The following is a 14,949-nucleotide window of genomic DNA, read 5'->3' as shown; positions in this document are numbered from 1 at the left end:
AATAGGCGAGAAGACCGCGGCGGGAACCAACTTCCCGCCGCACACTCCGCATAATCGTGGGCTCCGCATAATTGCGGAAGTCTACTGGTTTGGTCGCCACCATCACCCGGACAGCACCCGACGGATCTATCACCGGCTCGCCTTCAGCGCTTGGACAATCGATGCAATCATCGTTGGGTCCGCACCACGACCGGCACGGATCGTGATGCCGTCAACTTCGATCTCGATGATCCCGGCATCGGGCTTGGCCTGCACCGCATTCCTTTGCGCTCAACGGCCAAGAGCGGGCGCCGGCACCGCGGCGTCCACCACCGCCGGCACAAACTGTACTTCGTCCGCCTCGGAATGACCGCGTGCGGCTTCTCGCAACTGCCGCCGCCAGCCAAACAGCTGCAGCGGCGACAAGCCATGCCGTCGTGCCACGGAACACACCGAGTCGCCTCTCGACACGATCTCGGCGACGATCTGCGCCTTGTCCTCGTCGCTCCACCTCCGCCGACGACCGGCTCCGGTGAAGACCTCAAGCCGCCGCACGGGCTCCGTGATAGCAGTATGCCTGTGTTCATTCTAAGCCTAACGGTCGAACCGAACCGCAGACTCGCAGATCACCCCGTCGTCATCCGGTAGGTGGCCGCTGAACAGCACTGACCAAGTATCAGGTACCTGGTTAAATGATCAGCCATTTTCGCGGGGTCGATTTTGCTGGGCACGCCACAAGCCTCGCTGGAATTCGGTTGCCCGCGCTCGTGATACAAGGGATGCAAATGACGATCTCGATGCTAGTCCTCGCCCCTATCAACGCGCGCCTCACGCACATCGAGTTCGGGCTCACAGCTGTGGAGCTCGTTTCTTCTCCAAAAGCGCTTTCTAGCCCATACGAGTGAGCATTACCCGATTGCACCGTTCAACCGAGAAGACAAGGTCGGATTGGGCGAAGCCATTTCGGATAGCGCGCGATCTAAAAGCTGTTCTTCGTGCGAAGTTCATTTGAGAATTTAAGCCACGTCCCATTCCATCTGCTGGATTTCGCTAGGCTGCCACGCGCCGCCTCGGTAGCTCGTCCCAAGTGCGGCCGTCCAACACGCGACCAAATTGCTTCTTCTGCACGCCGCCCCATTGCTTGAAGTGAAACGCCACTCCTGCTTCGACACATTGATCGCGGATTGAACGCACCCAATCAGGGTTCATTGGTCGCGCGGCTGGCCCGCTTTCTCCGCCAGCAATTGCCCAATCAATTCCATTCAGATTAAGATTGTTAAGGGGTCCAAGTAAAGGTTCTAAGCTCAGAAATTTGACATAAGCCGGCGTGGATCGAAGCGAATCGATGCGCCCTATATACTCTTGGCTCTCTACGCTGACGCCCATCCAGATGTTGTTCGGCCAACAGAGCTTGTTGGCCACTTCTGCGAGACGATCGGCGCGCTTTGTCAACACCTGGAACGTGTGATGTCGAGCCTGCTTCATAATGCCGAATACTCTGACGATGAACTCTAACGGAACTTTTTCATGGAAAAGATCAGACATGGAGTTCACGAATATGATCTTCGAATTTTTCCACTTTAAAGGAATTCCTAGGGCGGATTCATCCAGCACGATCTTACCATTCCACTTGGCTCGTCCACCGGTCATACGAGTCGTGCCCGCGTATTTTTTTTGCCCCATCGCCTCCAATCGACGAGCTAGGCGCATCGCATAGCAATTCGTGCAGCCCGGCGATAAGATCGTGCAACCGCCGACTGGATTCCACGTCGCCTCAGTCCACTCAATTGATGAGTTGGTGGCCATGGGCTCGCTCCTATCTGAAAGTCACTCGCACGTGATCGGCGAAAGTGTTTTTTTTGCGCTTGGCCATCGGGGGGTCGGCAACAATAATGCCTTCCGCTTCAAGCTCCCTAAGCGCTTGTTTGTAGTTTTTGCTAATATACGGTGTGTCTACCGAATGATCCTCGTAAATTTCTCGCATGGTCATAGTTTCACCGGACAAATCTATCGGCAGTTTCTTTTTGAGCGCGTCAAATGGCTGCGCCAGAGAAAACAGCAGCGGCATCGATGCATCGGCCGGCGAATAGGTGAATGACGCGACGCCCTGGTCATCCGAAGAGCTTTCACCCGCCATGATATCCTTCATGATTTCGTACCCCTTGAAGCTTTTGGATACAAAAACGATGCTGTGACTGGTCCGCTTGCCGCGCTTGAAACGAAATGGCAGCACGTACGTTCCGCCCATCTCCTTTATGGCTTGTGAGAGCTCTTCCAGAATCAGTGCTTCCCTGTCGTCGGGGGACATGCCTTGCAACGCCGTCCGCAATGTGGCGGCCCGCTTGGCACCGAAAAGCGCATCCATATGCGAATCCACTTTCGGATTCGATATCCCCGCATTTATCCGCCCGTAGTTGAAAAAGAAAACGCAGTCACAGCCCCAATCCTTGATCATCCCATTGACGATCTTCAGCGACAGACCCTTGTAGCCGAACGGGTCCACAAAGCTGAATGAGGGGATCAAACGCGTTTCGTTGAAGTATTTCTCTGCATCTTTGCCGATTTCGCCGCAATTTACCTGCGGAGTAAATTTTAGCTTCTCGATACCCGGTAGCTTGGCGATCTCCGTCTGCAGTGTCGCCGAATGGTTTTGATCCGCATCGTTGAACAACGCCACCAACATTTGGCAAAGTGCAGCATCTGCAACTGCATGTTGAAGCACTAGCAAGGGTGTTGATGCTGCGCCGTCTTTGTAGCGTCCTGGCCCGGCGAAGAGATCGATATAAGCAATCTTTCCTTCTCGCGCTTGCGCGCTCGGACCAATGACTTTCGCCCATGCATAAAAATATTTCTGAACGATTCTTGCTTTTGTATCGGACTGGTCAAGTTGCTCATTAAAGAAACCTGTGTTCGCCATAGAATTACCCGCCCAAGTTGCAGAGGGCGGGCAATGGCACGTTCGAGCAATATACAACAACTGCATGGTGCATTTGTTCACACTTTGTTCTATTTGTCAATCACGCGAAAGGTACCGAAACCGCGGTATTGGATGTCGGCCGGGCCGGCACTGTTATGAGTGCGGTATCTTGCATTATCGCTCGGCCGAGCGAATGCGTTGTTGCGCCTCTGCCGCATTCTTTCATCGTCTTCTCTGAAAAAGCGCAGCTTTGTTGCGGACCTGACGCTTCACTTCCTCTCTCTGTTAGCGTGCGATATCCACCTCAGTTTGCGCACTGCCTTTTTCTCGGTCAGTGGTCAGCCCTGGAAACACGTTGCGCCTTTTAATCTACCGCCCGGCGGATAGAGCATTACACAAGTCACTGACCAGATCGTCGCCTTTGCGTCACGCGGAACTCGCAAGTACCGGCAATTGTGCAACGGGAGTTGCGGCGCTCCGCTATGTCGCCGGACGGTCCGGTCCAGGTGCCTAGATTGAGACGAAGACAATGAAAGCTTCGGAGACGAGCGCGATCGCCTCGTCCGGGAGGGGAGGACGCTTTCAAGACTGCAGGAGCTCGTCAAACTCCTCGGATGCTTCTTCTTGATTTCATTGAATAGGAGATCGCTGAATGCTTTCAGGGATCAGTTCGTGAAATACGATAGCTGGCGATGCGCCGATCATCCCTCGATCCGCTGCTGCTTTCCGTCGCGAACGAGCCTAATAAGCCGGAAGTCTGCATAGTTTGAGCTTGCATCCATGAACAACCAGAGGTTTATTTTTATTATTGCCTTTCCCTATTGCTCATGTGCGTGGTGCGGGCATGAGAAAAATACTTTTAGCGTTCGCTGCGCTCTTGCTGCCGAGTGCCGGCGTTTGTCAGCAAACAGACAAACGGTGGTGCCTCTTTCGCCAGCGCCAGCAGCTACGTTTCGGTTGCTCTCTCCGATTCCGCCAAGAACGTTCGTCCGATCGGATCGCTCCCCGTGGCTGCGGCGGAGATATCGGCAGCCGCGTTGCCCCGTCTGCGCGAAGATCCGAACGTCGTTCTCGTTACTCGCGACATACCGATGCCGCCCACACTTATGGATTCGGTTCCGTTCATCGGGGGCGACAAGATGCACGGCCTGGGTTACAGCGGGACCAACGAGACGGTGGCCGTGCTAGACACGGGCGCGCAACTCGATCACCCAGCACCAGTCGGGGCCATCGTAGGCGAAGCCTGCTTCTCGACGGATCATTCAACGTTTACAACGTGAAATCGCTTTGCCCGGGCGGTTTCGATGTGGGAACTATTGGCGGATCGGCTGGTCAATGTCCGACCGATGTAGTCGGATGCGATCATGGGACGCATGTGGCCGGGATTATTGCGGCCACAACATGAAATTCGCGGCAAAGAACTTCGGCGGCGTTGCCCCGGCCGTGAAACTTCTATTGATACAGGTCTACTCGCTCTTCGATGATCCCAATGTCTGCAAGGCGGCCGGCAAGGGTATCCGAAGCTTTACTTCCGATCAGCTTCGAGCATTGGAATACGTCTTTAAGCATCGGGCAGAGTTCAGTGTGGGCGCCGTCAACGTGAGCTTAGGAAGCGGATACTTCGATGCCGCGTGCGACAAGAGTTCGGCCCTGACGGAGATCATCGAGCGCTTAAGGTCGAAGGGAATTCCAACCGTCGTCTCGGCGGGCAACGAACATTTTTTTGACGGAGTGGCTGAGCCGGCCTGCATCTCATCGGCGGTATCGGTCGCAGCTGCCAAGAAGGATGGCTCGCTCGATGTCTCCTATTCGAATGTAGCTTCTATGGTACATATAGCGGCGCCCGGCGCCGACATAGTCTCAAGCGTTCCTGGATCGGCCTATGCCACCATGAAGGGCACGTCCATGGCAGCTCTCCATGTCGCAGCAGCACTTGCATTGTTGCGTCAGGAGTTTCCGGGCGAAAGCGTCAGTCAGCTAGAAAGCCGTCTGACGAGCGGAGCGCCCATCACTGTCGACGTGCGGACCGGAACCAAACTGCCGCGCCTTGAACTCGTCCATCAAACCGCCGCCAACTCGAGTTTCACGGCTTCGAGTCCAGCTGGATCTTCTAGTTCGACGGACAGCAGGCCGCCGCCGGACGCGCCTCCGTCCTCATCGGGCAGCGGAAAGCTGTTCAGCTTCAACAAATCGGCTCTTCTATTGTATCGGAGGGTGCCTTTGGAATTGTCCGGCATCGGATGTTGGGCCGCGACGAACCCGGCGGCATCCGGGCTCAGCTTCACGAAGGCGAGCAACCTGGTTCTGTCGGCATCGGTCGCCAGTTGCAACGACAGTCCTTGTGGTGCGTTCAGGAACTCATGGCCGCAAGATCCGCTCCTCTCCGGCTGCTGCAGGAGCCGCTAAGGTTGAGAACGCCTCTTCCTCCGATAACCACGTTTCCCAAATGGGAAGCGGTTGCCCTCGATATGTTGCGTGGATCTTGCCGTGAGGACACCTTCAGCTAGACGTCACACCGAAGCCGAGCGTGGCGCCCCAAGATAAGGCGAAGATCATAACGATCGATGTGAGTACCGTGAAGGGCCTGCTGAAGGACGTACCCTCGATAGCGGTTTTCGATAACCGGCTATCTTCTCCCTTTAACAACAAGTGAGCGAGCGAAGCTGCTGCTCGGCAATTCAGCACCGAAGTCTTCGAACTCCTTCATCGACTTGGAGCGACAAATGCGCAAGTTCGTACCGGCCTTCGTGGCCGGCCTACTTTATACCACGCTGCCAAGCGAGCTCAGCGCGCAGCAAAGCATCCGGCCCGAGCCACTGGGTTTGCCGTCCGCCGAATCGCAGTCGATCCGACGAACAACGGTTCCGGGCAAACAAAAATTGATTGCAACGGCACGCAAGTCGACGCGCCAAATCGTTGGCTCGATCGCTTCTATGCGATTGAATTGGACTCCGCGCGAGCAGCGGCAGTTTGGGCCTCAGCGGGCCAGCGGCCCTCGAGGCTGGAGATTATCAGGTCGTCGTCGCGATCGCGGCATCTGCAATCTATCGATGAGGGCCGAAAGGACTTCAAGCGGGTATCGTGGGGAGGAAGCGGTACCGTAAAGTGGCCGGACAGACAGGGTGAGCCGGAGCAATTCGACCAGATCTGGTTCGCCGGCAATCATGCCGATGTCGGGGGAAGCTATCCCGAAAACGAATCTCGCCTGTCGGACATTACACTGGCCTGGATGGCGGAATTCATCACCGAGAAGATTCCGGAGGCAGGCCGAGTCATTGTCGACGAGAGCTCGCTAAGATTATATCCGTCGGCTGATGGCATGATGCACGACGAATGTATGGTGGGAATGGGTGGGACTGCGCTTAGATGGGCGAAGGCGGTTCGGGAGATGCCCGATACAGCACAACTTCACTCCACAGTCTACGAGCGCCTGGCAATGAAGTTAGTTCGCAATTTCACGAGCTTCGGGCCCTACCGACCTGTCGCGTTGCAGAAGCATCTCAAAGCGAAAGCCTATTTCGAAGCCGCAACCAGCGGAGGCGACGACACGGCCAACAGCCGGCCCCGGCAATAAGCCAAGCTTCCATGCAAGTGGTGTTATATCGACTTGATTGGACTGCAGCCGCTGACCTCCATCACCGGATGCGGCGATCGGTTGCGCGAGAGGGGTAGGCGTCGGGTTTTTCTTTAACTCCGACGAGCCACACGAAGCGATTCTAAACCTCTCCGCTGCGGTTACGGTGGGCCGGCCTTCGCCGTGATCAAGATTACAAGCCTGTGTTGCCGGGATTCGTCAGCCATTCGCTGGGCGGCCGCAGCGATCTCTTTAGATTGCTTAAGATGAAAGCCGCAATCGCCGGTATGTTTGCTCTCGCTGTTGCTGGGATCCCGCCGCTCGCCAGGCAAACGGTCCGAGTGACAACGCCGCTTCTCGCATGAGCGGCGACCTCCCTGATCGTCCTAACCTTCCTTACCCACCAGCTGGATGAGTTGTTCTCTGTGGGATTGCTGGAATACTCTAGCGGATATGAAGACTATTCGCCGACGTCTTAGGCGACGAAGCTCTCTTGTGAAATCCCCCAGATAGAGCTGATTGCTCCGATGCAGATTTTCGGCGCTCTTCCTGCGCTTGGTGCAGAAATACAACGCGACTTGCGCGCTTAGACAATACGTAGGACTCACATACACAAAAATTGCTCTTGTCTCCAAGCAGGATGAATTTACCGCGCTTTGACGAATCCGATTTAATTTTCCGTCGATCCGAAGGGACTGCTTTCGGCCACGTGGCTGTTGGAACAACGTAGTGGGGGTGGGATGTCCGGGCGTATCGCGTCGAAGCCAAAGCGGCCAGGTGCTTTGGCTCTTAGATTCCGCGGAAAGATCATTATTGGTTTTGCCACGGTGCTGGCCATCTCTGCCGTCAGCATCGCGTTCGCCTATCTCGGCTTTGAACGCGTATCGGCCGGTGTCGCGTCCTACCGCGCCAGCGTTTCTGAGGCCGACCTTGCTCGCAACATCGATCGCGAGTTGCTCGGCTATCAGTCGGCGGCGCGCTATTTCGTTGTCACTGGCAAGGAGGATGATGCCAAGACGGCGCTATGGGCCGAGGCCAGCTTGAAGAACGCCATCGACCAGGCGATCAAGGGCACCAAGAAGCCGTCGCGGCTCGAGAGCCTCAACAAGCTCGCGAGCGATTTCGAACTTCTCCGCCATCTTTGCCAAGATCCTGCAAGCCAAGCGCGACAGCGCACTCTTGGTGCGGAGCCAGCTTCAGCGCAATGCCAATCTTCTCATGTACAAGCTCGACGACATCGGCCGCAACGCGTCCGGCGGCGAGGCGCAGGCGGTCGAATTCGGCACCAAGCAGGTCAACGCCCACTTCCAGACAGCAAGCGCGGCGGCGACGAACTTTATCCTCAGTTCTGACCAAGCCATTGCTACAAGCGCGCTGGCGCGACTGAAATTGGCCGAGAATTCGCTCGGCGCGGTCAATTCGTTGGACGACAAGACCGTTACCGGCTTGAAGGATATCGAAGTCCTGCTTGGGGCCTATCGTGAAGCGCTGGAAAAGCTCGTCGCCAACGCCAAGATGGTGGAAGAGCTCGTGACCGCGATCAATGGATCGGCGAGTGTCATCATGCGGGGGGCAACCGCAATGAAGGCGGACCTCGTCTCGGATCAGCAGCGGCTGGAAATGGAATCGGAAAGCACCATCGGCCAGACCGAGCAATTGATCCTGATGCTCGCCGCCGGCGGCACGCTGCTCGGCTCCATCCTCGCCTTCTTGCTCGGCACCGGCATCTCGCGTCCGATGATTGCGATGTTCAAGGCGATGCGCGAGCTGGCCTCCGGCAATTTCGACGTCGTGCTGCCGGGACTCGCTCGCAAGGACGAGATCGGCGAGATGGCGGGGGCCGTCGAGGAGTTCAAGGTGCAGGCCATCGCCAAAGCCGAACGCGACGCGATGGCCAGCGAAGCGCAGAACACGGAAGCGCGTGCGACGCGCCGCGCCGAGCTGATCCGCTTTACCGATGATTTCGAGACTGCGGTCGGCGCCTCGTTTCCAACGTCTCGGCCTCCGCCGTGCAGCTGGAATCCGCGGCCTCGACCTTGACTCGCACCGCCGAGACGACGCAGACCCTGTCGAGCCAGGTCGCAGGCGTCTCTGAGCAGGCCTCCTCGAACACGCAGTCGGTCGCGACTGCCACCGAAGAGCTTTCTGCCTCGGTCGAGGAGATCAGCCGTCAGGTGCGCGACTCCAGCCGCATCGCGGAAGCCGCAGTTGTGCAGACCAAGGAGACCGACGGCCGCATCGGCAAGCTATCGCATGCCGCGCAGCAGATCGGCCAGGTCGTCAGACTGATCACGGCCATTGGCAAGCAAACCAACTTGCTCGCATTGAACGCCACCATCGAGGCGGCGCGCGCAGGCGAAGCTGGCCGCGGCTTTGCCGTCGTCGCGAGCGAAGTGAAGTTGCTGGCGAGCCAGACTGCCAAAGCGACGGAAGAGTCTCCTCGCACATCGCGGGCATGCAGGGCGCGACCGCTGAGTCGGTCGCCGCCATCAAGGAGATCGGCGCCATAATTGGCCAGATCTCGACGATCGCCACCTCGATCGCCGGTGCAGTCGAGCAGCAGGGCGTCGCGACGCAGGAGATCGCCCGCAGCGTACAGAACGTCGCGCAGGGCACGCAGAGCGCGGCCATCGATATCGGCCAGGTCAATCGCGGCGCCGCGGAGACCGGCACGGCCTCGGAAGAGGTGCTAAACTCGGCTCAGACGCTGTCCAGCGAAAGCACGCGTCTCCGCACCGATCTCGACCGACTCATGGCGAAAATCCGGGCGGCTTAGGGCTAAAGCATGTTCCGGCGAACATCGGGAGCGCTGCCTTCTTTGTTGAGAGGTTCGCGCATGTCCTTGAACTTCTCGGCGGCAGCTTCCGCTCGTTGCCCGACTTCATTCAAGTAGTGGGTTTTGTCTGCTATTGAGCAACCTTTCCTGTTGTTTTCTCGAAGCCATGGCAGCGCTCAAACGCCGCCTCGATCGCATCCGCCCGGAGTCCGCCACGTGACGGTTCGCGAAGGAGCACACCAATGACGGACTCAGGCATCTGGAATCTGCCCATTGCTAACACCCACCACCTTTCTGCCAGTGCCGGCGAGCTGAGCTTCGTCGGCGGCGCGGGCGATTTTGACGCAGCGGGAAGGATTCGCCATCCCGGCGATTTCGACAAGCAGGTCGAAGGAGCGATGGCCAACGTGGCGAAGGCGCTAGCCAATGAATCCTGCACGCTCGACGACGTGGTGCGGCTGAAGGTGCACTACCGCTGAGCGTGACGATTGGGAGGTGATCGCGGCACTGGCGCGCTTTTTCGAAACGGATCCAATGCCGGCGGTCAGCACGCTGGCGGAGCCGTTGCAGCCGTTTTCCAGGCAGGCGATTCAGATCCAGGCGGTCGCGCAGCGTGGCTGGCGCTCGCATTCCGACGTGCGAGTATTTCCTCGCCCGGTGCCGGCCGCGAGGCGTGCGCTCTTCGGCGGCAGGACGGTCGTTGCAGGACTCCGAGCAGGCGAGTTCATCGCGCTGGCCAATCGTACCTCAGAGGACGCCGACGGGGCGTTGTTTGCTCCGGGTGACGGGCGGTCCCAGAGCCACTTCATCATGGATCGTCACGCGGAAGCCCTCACCGCGCTCGGCGCATCCTTCCAGGACTGCGTTAAGGTGGAAGGCTACTATGCCACGACTGAGCATTGGGAGATGCTCTCCAGAGCGCGAGCGAGCTACTTTCGCGAACCGGGGCCGGTCGCAACCGTGGTCCGCTGCCATGGGCTCGACCCAGGCGTTGTAACCAAGGTCGATGTTTTGGCCATGCGTCAGCTTCGCAACGGCTTTGACAAGTACATTCCCCGCGAAGACAGCTGGCCCGAGCGAGTGTGGGACTGGACGTACGCCACGCCCTATCGCCAGGCCATCCGGCTGCGCGACGTCGTTTGGCTGGGCGGTCAGGTGCCTTTGAGCCCGTACAGCAATAAGGGCGAGCGCGTACTGGCCGGCGAACTCCTGCCGCAGACCCGTTTCACGATGGGCTACATCGAGGATCTACTGCGTCCCTTTGGCCGCAGGCCTGCGGATTTGAAGCTCATGGTCTGCTATTTCAAATCGAACGGCACCGAGGCCGAGACGCTCGCTTTCGTCGCGACGCTCGCGGATTGTGTGGGTGGAGTGCTTCCACCCATGACGCTGGTGCCGATGCCCTTGGTGCATACCCCGCCGACGACCGTTGAGATCTGGGGCGTAGCACAAGGATGAGGAGTGACGATGGGCATGCTCGAATTCAATGGACACACTACCTCGCCGGTGGCGCTTCGGATCCACGCGAACTGGGTAGATGCGGGGTGAACCACCACCCGCAGACAAGCGCATCGCGATCGAGGACCGCACATACGGGGAGTTTGCGCAGCACCGCTGGTCGTCGTCGCACATCGCCGACTTGTACAGCCGCATCCGCCGCTTCGACGAAGCGTTCCTGGACACCTATGTCGACGGATCGCCGACATTTAATCGAGCCCTGCTTCTTGGCGAGCCTAGCTCCCTAGGCACCCGAAAGAGCGAGCTTTGAATCCTACGGCGGCTTGGTCGGAACTGCTGATGAGCTAGGGGTGGCGCCTGAGTTGGAGGTCGAAGAGACAGGCGTTTCGCCGTAGAGAGTATGCACACCGGCAGCAATAAGCACGACGATCAATAGCACATAGACAAAAAGCAAGACGCCACGTGTTTCGCGATAGTTCTTCATCGCTTGCTCGATTGGCGTTTCAGCGATTTCTTCCCGCTCCCGAACGGAGATATAACTATAAAGACTTTGCAGCCAGCTCCGCCGGGAAGAAGTCTGACTTTCGAAAAACGCGCTATTGATGCGCCATTGCAGCCAAAATGAAAGACCTATGAATAGGGCAGCAGAAAAGTAGAACAAGGAAGAGATGAGAGGATTCGGTGCCTTGGTCGCGTCACCCAGAATCTTCAATATGAAAGGTGCCGCCGAGATAGCCAGGTCGCGCCAGAGGGTCGCTGCAAGATCTTGCGCCCGTTGCGCGACTTTTTGAGTCTCATCAATGACGGTCTTGCGGAGATCAGCGAGCGCCTTCAGTGTTTCGCGGCTAGATGATTGGACGTGAGCTTCATAGGCAGCCTTAGCCGCCTCAAGCGCCTGCTCCAACGTCGTGGCGAGATCTTGCTGAGGACGGCTCGCCCGAGCCAGCTCGCCGGAAAAGAGCAGATGGCGCGCCTCGATATCGGTTCCAGAAAGAAAGACCCAGTGCGCGGCTTCAGTCAGAGGAGAGCGCGCGCCCGGCAGGGCAGGATTATCGGCTTTGATGCGATAGATTGGAGGCGTCGCTGCCGCTTGCAGCCAAACCTGGCTGTCCTCGAGCCAAGCTCGGGAAACGAGACCGCCCAGCAATCTGCGGGCAGCAACCCTTTCCCAAGCTCGATACGCCGGCGATGGAGCTGCTGGCGTAGCCTCTAGAATCCAGGGACTGAGATCGCTGACGATCTCACGATCGGGCACAAAGTCGCGGACATAACGAGTTGGGTCGATGGGGCACAATACGAATTCTGGAGACGAAATCGGCTGTGCCAAATCCCACGAAACTACCTGTAGTCCTCGCGCGCGAAATGCCTGAGTGGAGTTGAAATCGACGATAGCGAGGCGGGGAAGGACGCTCCGTTGCGCCAGGTATTGTGGAACGCCGGATTGGAAAACAAAAAAGGCGCAAGCCTCAGCGGCGGGCTTTCCAAGCGTGATCACCACCTCGCGCGTCGAATCGAAGACGTCACCCGCAACGAGATCGCCACCGAGCGCCGGATCATAGACTTGCAACGTCGAGAAGGGGGACGGGATTTCGTCGGCGAATCCCAGCCAGGCCACCTGCGCGTTGGCGGACGGCAGCCGCCCCCGCAATACGAGGGCATCAACACGCTCGTCTGCCGAGGCGCCGTTCGCAACTAGCTCACGAACGCACTCGACCAGATATGTTGAGCTCGAAGTCATCGAGTGTGATCTTGTCTTTGATGATGATCTCGCCCTTGTCGCGATCGACCGAAATGACTGATGGCGTCAAACCGGCAGGAAAGGTCAGTTTCACTCCGCTCGCCGTCTCGACACGACGGTTTCTGGGCGCCGCAATCGCATTCTTTTGGAGCACAAACGATTCGCCCGCCATTCCTTCGCGCTTCAGCTTTGCCTTAAAGTCCGTTACCACTGGGCTGTCGTCAGGCAGCGGACCGAATATGCTCTTCAGCCAACTTTCAGCGTTCTCGCCGTCGACGGATCCACCTGATTGGCTGGCGTCGTAGAGGCGTTGCGCCAGATTTTTCATCGCTTCTTGCGGAAGTATGTCCTTGTGCTTTTGTGCAATGTTGCGTGTGACGTCGATGATTGCCTTGGTCAGCTCTACTTCCGTCCGCTGGCGTCGAACGAGCAGGAACTGCTCGAAATACGCGGCAGGCCGCTGCGGATTCTGGCGATCGACAACGCAGATTTCGTCGCCGTCTTTGCGCAGCTTGATGAGCGCGGCCTTCTGCAATGCGTTACGGTTCTGGACAAAAGTACGTTCGATTTCGCCGAAGGTCGGCCTAGGCTTCCCCGACCGGCCGCGACTGACGTCGTAGTCGTAGCTGAGAACTTTTTCATCCTCGAATTTCAGAAGTGCAAACAGCCGTCCGGTTGAACAGGACAAGGAGAAGATAAGGAAGGCCCCGACGGCCGTGCTGCCACCATGGGCTCCGTTGAATGAAGTCGCCAGCTTCTCGCTTTCCTCCTGGAAGGTGCTCTTGTCGCGACTGATCCGTGTCAGTTGCGCCCGCACGGAGGCATCCTCCAGAAATTCGTAGCGGTTCCCACTGTTGACCGAGCGCACGCGGCCCAGAAAAAAAGGCGAATATCGGCCCGGATCGAAAGCTGCCAGCAGCTGAAAATGTTCCTCTCCCGGGCCGACGATATGGAAGACGCTCTGATCAATGCGCAGGCTTTCTAGTTCCTGCTCCGTAAGGAAAGCCATAAATCCACCTTAGAACAAAAAGAGAACAAAAGTAAACATCTCGTGGTCCAATTACGACGCATTCGATGAATTAATCCTGCGTTTTGGTGGGACTTCCATCTGGAATTGAGCTTTCAGGCTCAACTTTTGCGGGGTTGAGTGAGGTCGAAACACTTGCGGCCTCCTTTCGGCAAAAATCTGCGACGGACAATGTGAAGGTTTTTCAGATTTCCTGCCTTAGGAGAGTATTTTTCGTGGAGTAGAGTCTGGTCCGTGCGCCGAAAGCGAGGCCAACGAAATTCACGGCCACAGAAGGATTTTCAGGATTGAGCCTCATGCAGACAGAGTTTTCAGGGTGAGTGACCGTTTTTTATGATCGCGGGCTACCTGCGGCCGCGACCCCCGCGGGCTATGCAGCGCTGATTGATGCCTAGGACCTGTCCGTTTCTATTCCACGCGCGCTGTCCGCAATCGGAACAAAGCACGCATCATCGAGGAAGGCGGATGGCGCATCTAGACGTTACGATAACCGTAAGAGACGAGGGCGCCGTCGTTTCGATTGGGCATGGGCACTGACGCTGGACTCGAATTGAAGCGCGCGCCGTGATGAGTAGCGAAGAGAGGATCTATTCTATTCGCGTTCGAATGCATGAGGTGCGCACAATCGGCGTCGTCTGTAAGCAAGACTGATCGGCCGCTCGTGAGGATGGCAAGAACGATCATTCCGCTATCATTGAGGTCTCCGGCAGGGCCTCGGCTCCGTACCAACTCACCAATGGAAAACTAATACGCGCATTGGCGGGACGCACTAGCAGGTTCCTCTTCTCGCCGAGCATTCGTGCCAGTCGCGCGGCGCCAGGCCCAAGCCACTGAGCGAGAACAATCCACGAAAATCAAGGAGATGCGGGAATACGAAACCAAGCTGGTCGATGAGACGATCGCTCGCTTCGGCAAAGTCGATATTCTTGTCAATAACGCCGGTATCTCGCCGAAACGAGAGGGTAAAAAGCCAAGCGTAGGCGAAATTGCGCTCGACCAATGGCGACAGGTCCTGTGATATAAATCTTACTGGTGCTTTCCTATGCTGCAAGGCGTGTTTACCGCATATGGTCTCGCAACGATGGGGGCGCATTATCAATATGGGCTCACAGGCTGGAAGGACTCGACCGGACTTTGCCGAGCCCACTATGCAGCGTCAAAGGCTGGAATAATGGCTTTGGCAAGAACGTTGGCATCCGAAGTCGGGCAGCACGGTGTAACTGTGAATTCGCTGCGCCGGGCCGTATCGAGACGGCTATGGTCGCCTCTGCGCTAAAGTCCAATGAGCAATGCATGTCTCGGATTCCAGTAGCGCGTTTGGGAACGGCCGCGGAGATAGCTGCCGCCACTGCCTATCTTGCCTCCGACGAAGCGGGCTTCATGACTGGGGTGACGCTTGACCTTAATGGCGGAGCTTTCATGATTTAACATATTGGAAGGATCTTCACTGCAGCACCCCTGCGCGCCCCTGAGTGCCAAT

At 57.5% G+C, this 14,949-nt stretch carries 14 protein-coding genes and 2 pseudogenes; 10 read left to right on the top strand and 6 right to left on the bottom strand.

Annotated features, from left to right (window positions below):
* Positions 1 to 129: 129 nt before the first annotated feature.
* The 4 genes from AC5ZFO_RS43345 to AC5ZFO_RS43330 form a co-directional block, all read right to left on the bottom strand.
* The gene (locus AC5ZFO_RS43345; RefSeq protein WP_496123754.1) at positions 130 to 255 is read right to left on the bottom strand and encodes a hypothetical protein; all 126 of its coding nucleotides are present in this window, start codon (positions 253 to 255) and stop codon (positions 130 to 132) included.
* 15 nt (positions 256 to 270) lie between these two features.
* The gene (gene tnpA / locus AC5ZFO_RS43340) at positions 271 to 534 is read right to left on the bottom strand and encodes an IS66-like element accessory protein TnpA (RefSeq protein ID WP_496123753.1); all 264 of its coding nucleotides are present in this window, start codon (positions 532 to 534) and stop codon (positions 271 to 273) included.
* Positions 535 to 1,029: 495 nt separating this feature from the next.
* Positions 1,030 to 1,785 (bottom strand): DUF5131 family protein, encoded by a 756-nt coding sequence (locus AC5ZFO_RS43335; RefSeq protein WP_496123752.1) that lies wholly within the window; start codon positions 1,783 to 1,785, stop codon positions 1,030 to 1,032.
* Between the two features lie 10 nt (positions 1,786 to 1,795).
* Positions 1,796 to 2,896: a three-Cys-motif partner protein TcmP gene (locus AC5ZFO_RS43330; protein WP_496123751.1), complete on the bottom strand. Its 1,101-nt coding sequence runs from the start codon at positions 2,894 to 2,896 to the stop codon at positions 1,796 to 1,798.
* Positions 2,897 to 3,783: 887 nt separating this feature from the next.
* Here AC5ZFO_RS43330 and AC5ZFO_RS43325 point away from each other — a divergent pair.
* From AC5ZFO_RS43325 to AC5ZFO_RS43295, 7 genes and pseudogenes are all read left to right on the top strand, one after another.
* Positions 3,784 to 4,176 carry a hypothetical protein gene (locus AC5ZFO_RS43325; protein WP_496123750.1) on the top strand — a complete coding sequence of 131 codons (393 nt, stop codon included), beginning with the start codon at positions 3,784 to 3,786 and terminating at the stop codon, positions 4,174 to 4,176.
* 121 nt (positions 4,177 to 4,297) lie between these two features.
* Positions 4,298 to 5,302 carry a S8 family peptidase gene (locus AC5ZFO_RS43320; RefSeq protein ID WP_496123749.1) on the top strand — a complete coding sequence of 335 codons (1,005 nt, stop codon included), beginning with the start codon at positions 4,298 to 4,300 and terminating at the stop codon, positions 5,300 to 5,302.
* Positions 5,303 to 5,840: 538 nt separating this feature from the next.
* Positions 5,841 to 6,470: a phospholipase effector Tle1 domain-containing protein gene (locus AC5ZFO_RS43315; protein ID WP_496123748.1), complete on the top strand. Its 630-nt coding sequence runs from the start codon at positions 5,841 to 5,843 to the stop codon at positions 6,468 to 6,470.
* A gap of 740 nt (positions 6,471 to 7,210) precedes the next feature.
* Positions 7,211 to 9,246, top strand: a pseudogene (locus AC5ZFO_RS43310) (methyl-accepting chemotaxis protein).
* Between the two features lie 242 nt (positions 9,247 to 9,488).
* Complete coding sequence (locus tag AC5ZFO_RS43305) at positions 9,489 to 9,725, top strand: RidA family protein (protein ID WP_496123747.1); 237 nt, start codon at positions 9,489 to 9,491, stop codon at positions 9,723 to 9,725.
* A gap of 16 nt (positions 9,726 to 9,741) precedes the next feature.
* Positions 9,742 to 10,704: a Rid family hydrolase gene (locus tag AC5ZFO_RS43300; RefSeq protein WP_496123746.1), complete on the top strand. Its 963-nt coding sequence runs from the start codon at positions 9,742 to 9,744 to the stop codon at positions 10,702 to 10,704.
* Between the two features lie 79 nt (positions 10,705 to 10,783).
* Positions 10,784 to 11,014, top strand: coding sequence for a hypothetical protein (locus AC5ZFO_RS43295; RefSeq protein ID WP_496123745.1), 231 nt, complete (start codon positions 10,784 to 10,786; stop codon positions 11,012 to 11,014).
* A gap of 3 nt (positions 11,015 to 11,017) precedes the next feature.
* On the opposite strand, the gene AC5ZFO_RS43290 is transcribed toward AC5ZFO_RS43295, so the two are convergent.
* Positions 11,018 to 12,442: a hypothetical protein gene (locus AC5ZFO_RS43290; protein WP_496123744.1), complete on the bottom strand. Its 1,425-nt coding sequence runs from the start codon at positions 12,440 to 12,442 to the stop codon at positions 11,018 to 11,020.
* Positions 12,402 to 13,451, bottom strand: coding sequence for a nucleoid-associated protein (locus AC5ZFO_RS43285; protein WP_496123743.1), 1,050 nt, complete (start codon positions 13,449 to 13,451; stop codon positions 12,402 to 12,404). Before AC5ZFO_RS43285 ends, AC5ZFO_RS43290 begins: the two co-directional genes overlap by 41 nt.
* A gap of 880 nt (positions 13,452 to 14,331) precedes the next feature.
* On the opposite strand from AC5ZFO_RS43285, the gene AC5ZFO_RS43280 reads away from it, so the two are divergent.
* From AC5ZFO_RS43280 to AC5ZFO_RS43270, 3 genes and pseudogenes are all read left to right on the top strand, one after another.
* Complete coding sequence (locus AC5ZFO_RS43280) at positions 14,332 to 14,487, top strand: SDR family oxidoreductase (RefSeq protein ID WP_496123742.1); 156 nt, start codon at positions 14,332 to 14,334, stop codon at positions 14,485 to 14,487.
* Positions 14,456 to 14,641: an SDR family NAD(P)-dependent oxidoreductase gene (locus AC5ZFO_RS43275; RefSeq protein WP_496123741.1), complete on the top strand. Its 186-nt coding sequence runs from the start codon at positions 14,456 to 14,458 to the stop codon at positions 14,639 to 14,641. The genes AC5ZFO_RS43280 and AC5ZFO_RS43275 overlap by 32 nt, the downstream gene beginning before the upstream one ends.
* Positions 14,617 to 14,897: pseudogene (locus AC5ZFO_RS43270) on the top strand (SDR family oxidoreductase); the annotation flags it as partial. The gene AC5ZFO_RS43275 and the pseudogene AC5ZFO_RS43270, both read left to right, overlap by 25 nt.
* Between the last annotated feature and the right edge of the window lie 52 nt (positions 14,898 to 14,949).

The organism is Bradyrhizobium sp. Unk1, from assembly GCF_059512345.1.
The sequence above is the reverse complement of the archived record's forward strand: the minus strand, read 5'-3'. Positions and strand labels throughout refer to the sequence as shown.

What these genes read in the sequence shown, in the direction of transcription:
- AC5ZFO_RS43290 (WP_496123744.1), bottom strand. Translation starts at nt 12,442, where the DNA reads ATGACTTCGAGCTCAACATATCTGGTCGAGTGCGTTCGTGAGCTAGTT.
- AC5ZFO_RS43330 (WP_496123751.1), bottom strand. Translation starts at nt 2,896, where the DNA reads ATGGCGAACACAGGTTTCTTTAATGAGCAACTTGACCAGTCCGATACA.
- AC5ZFO_RS43305 (WP_496123747.1), top strand. Translation starts at nt 9,489, where the DNA reads ATGACGGACTCAGGCATCTGGAATCTGCCCATTGCTAACACCCACCAC.
- AC5ZFO_RS43285 (WP_496123743.1), bottom strand. Translation starts at nt 13,451, where the DNA reads ATGGCTTTCCTTACGGAGCAGGAACTAGAAAGCCTGCGCATTGATCAG.
- AC5ZFO_RS43320 (WP_496123749.1), top strand. Translation starts at nt 4,298, where the DNA reads ATGAAATTCGCGGCAAAGAACTTCGGCGGCGTTGCCCCGGCCGTGAAA.
- AC5ZFO_RS43295 (WP_496123745.1), top strand. Translation starts at nt 10,784, where the DNA reads ATGCGGGGTGAACCACCACCCGCAGACAAGCGCATCGCGATCGAGGAC.
- AC5ZFO_RS43335 (WP_496123752.1), bottom strand. Translation starts at nt 1,785, where the DNA reads ATGGCCACCAACTCATCAATTGAGTGGACTGAGGCGACGTGGAATCCA.
- AC5ZFO_RS43280 (WP_496123742.1), top strand. Translation starts at nt 14,332, where the DNA reads ATGCGGGAATACGAAACCAAGCTGGTCGATGAGACGATCGCTCGCTTC.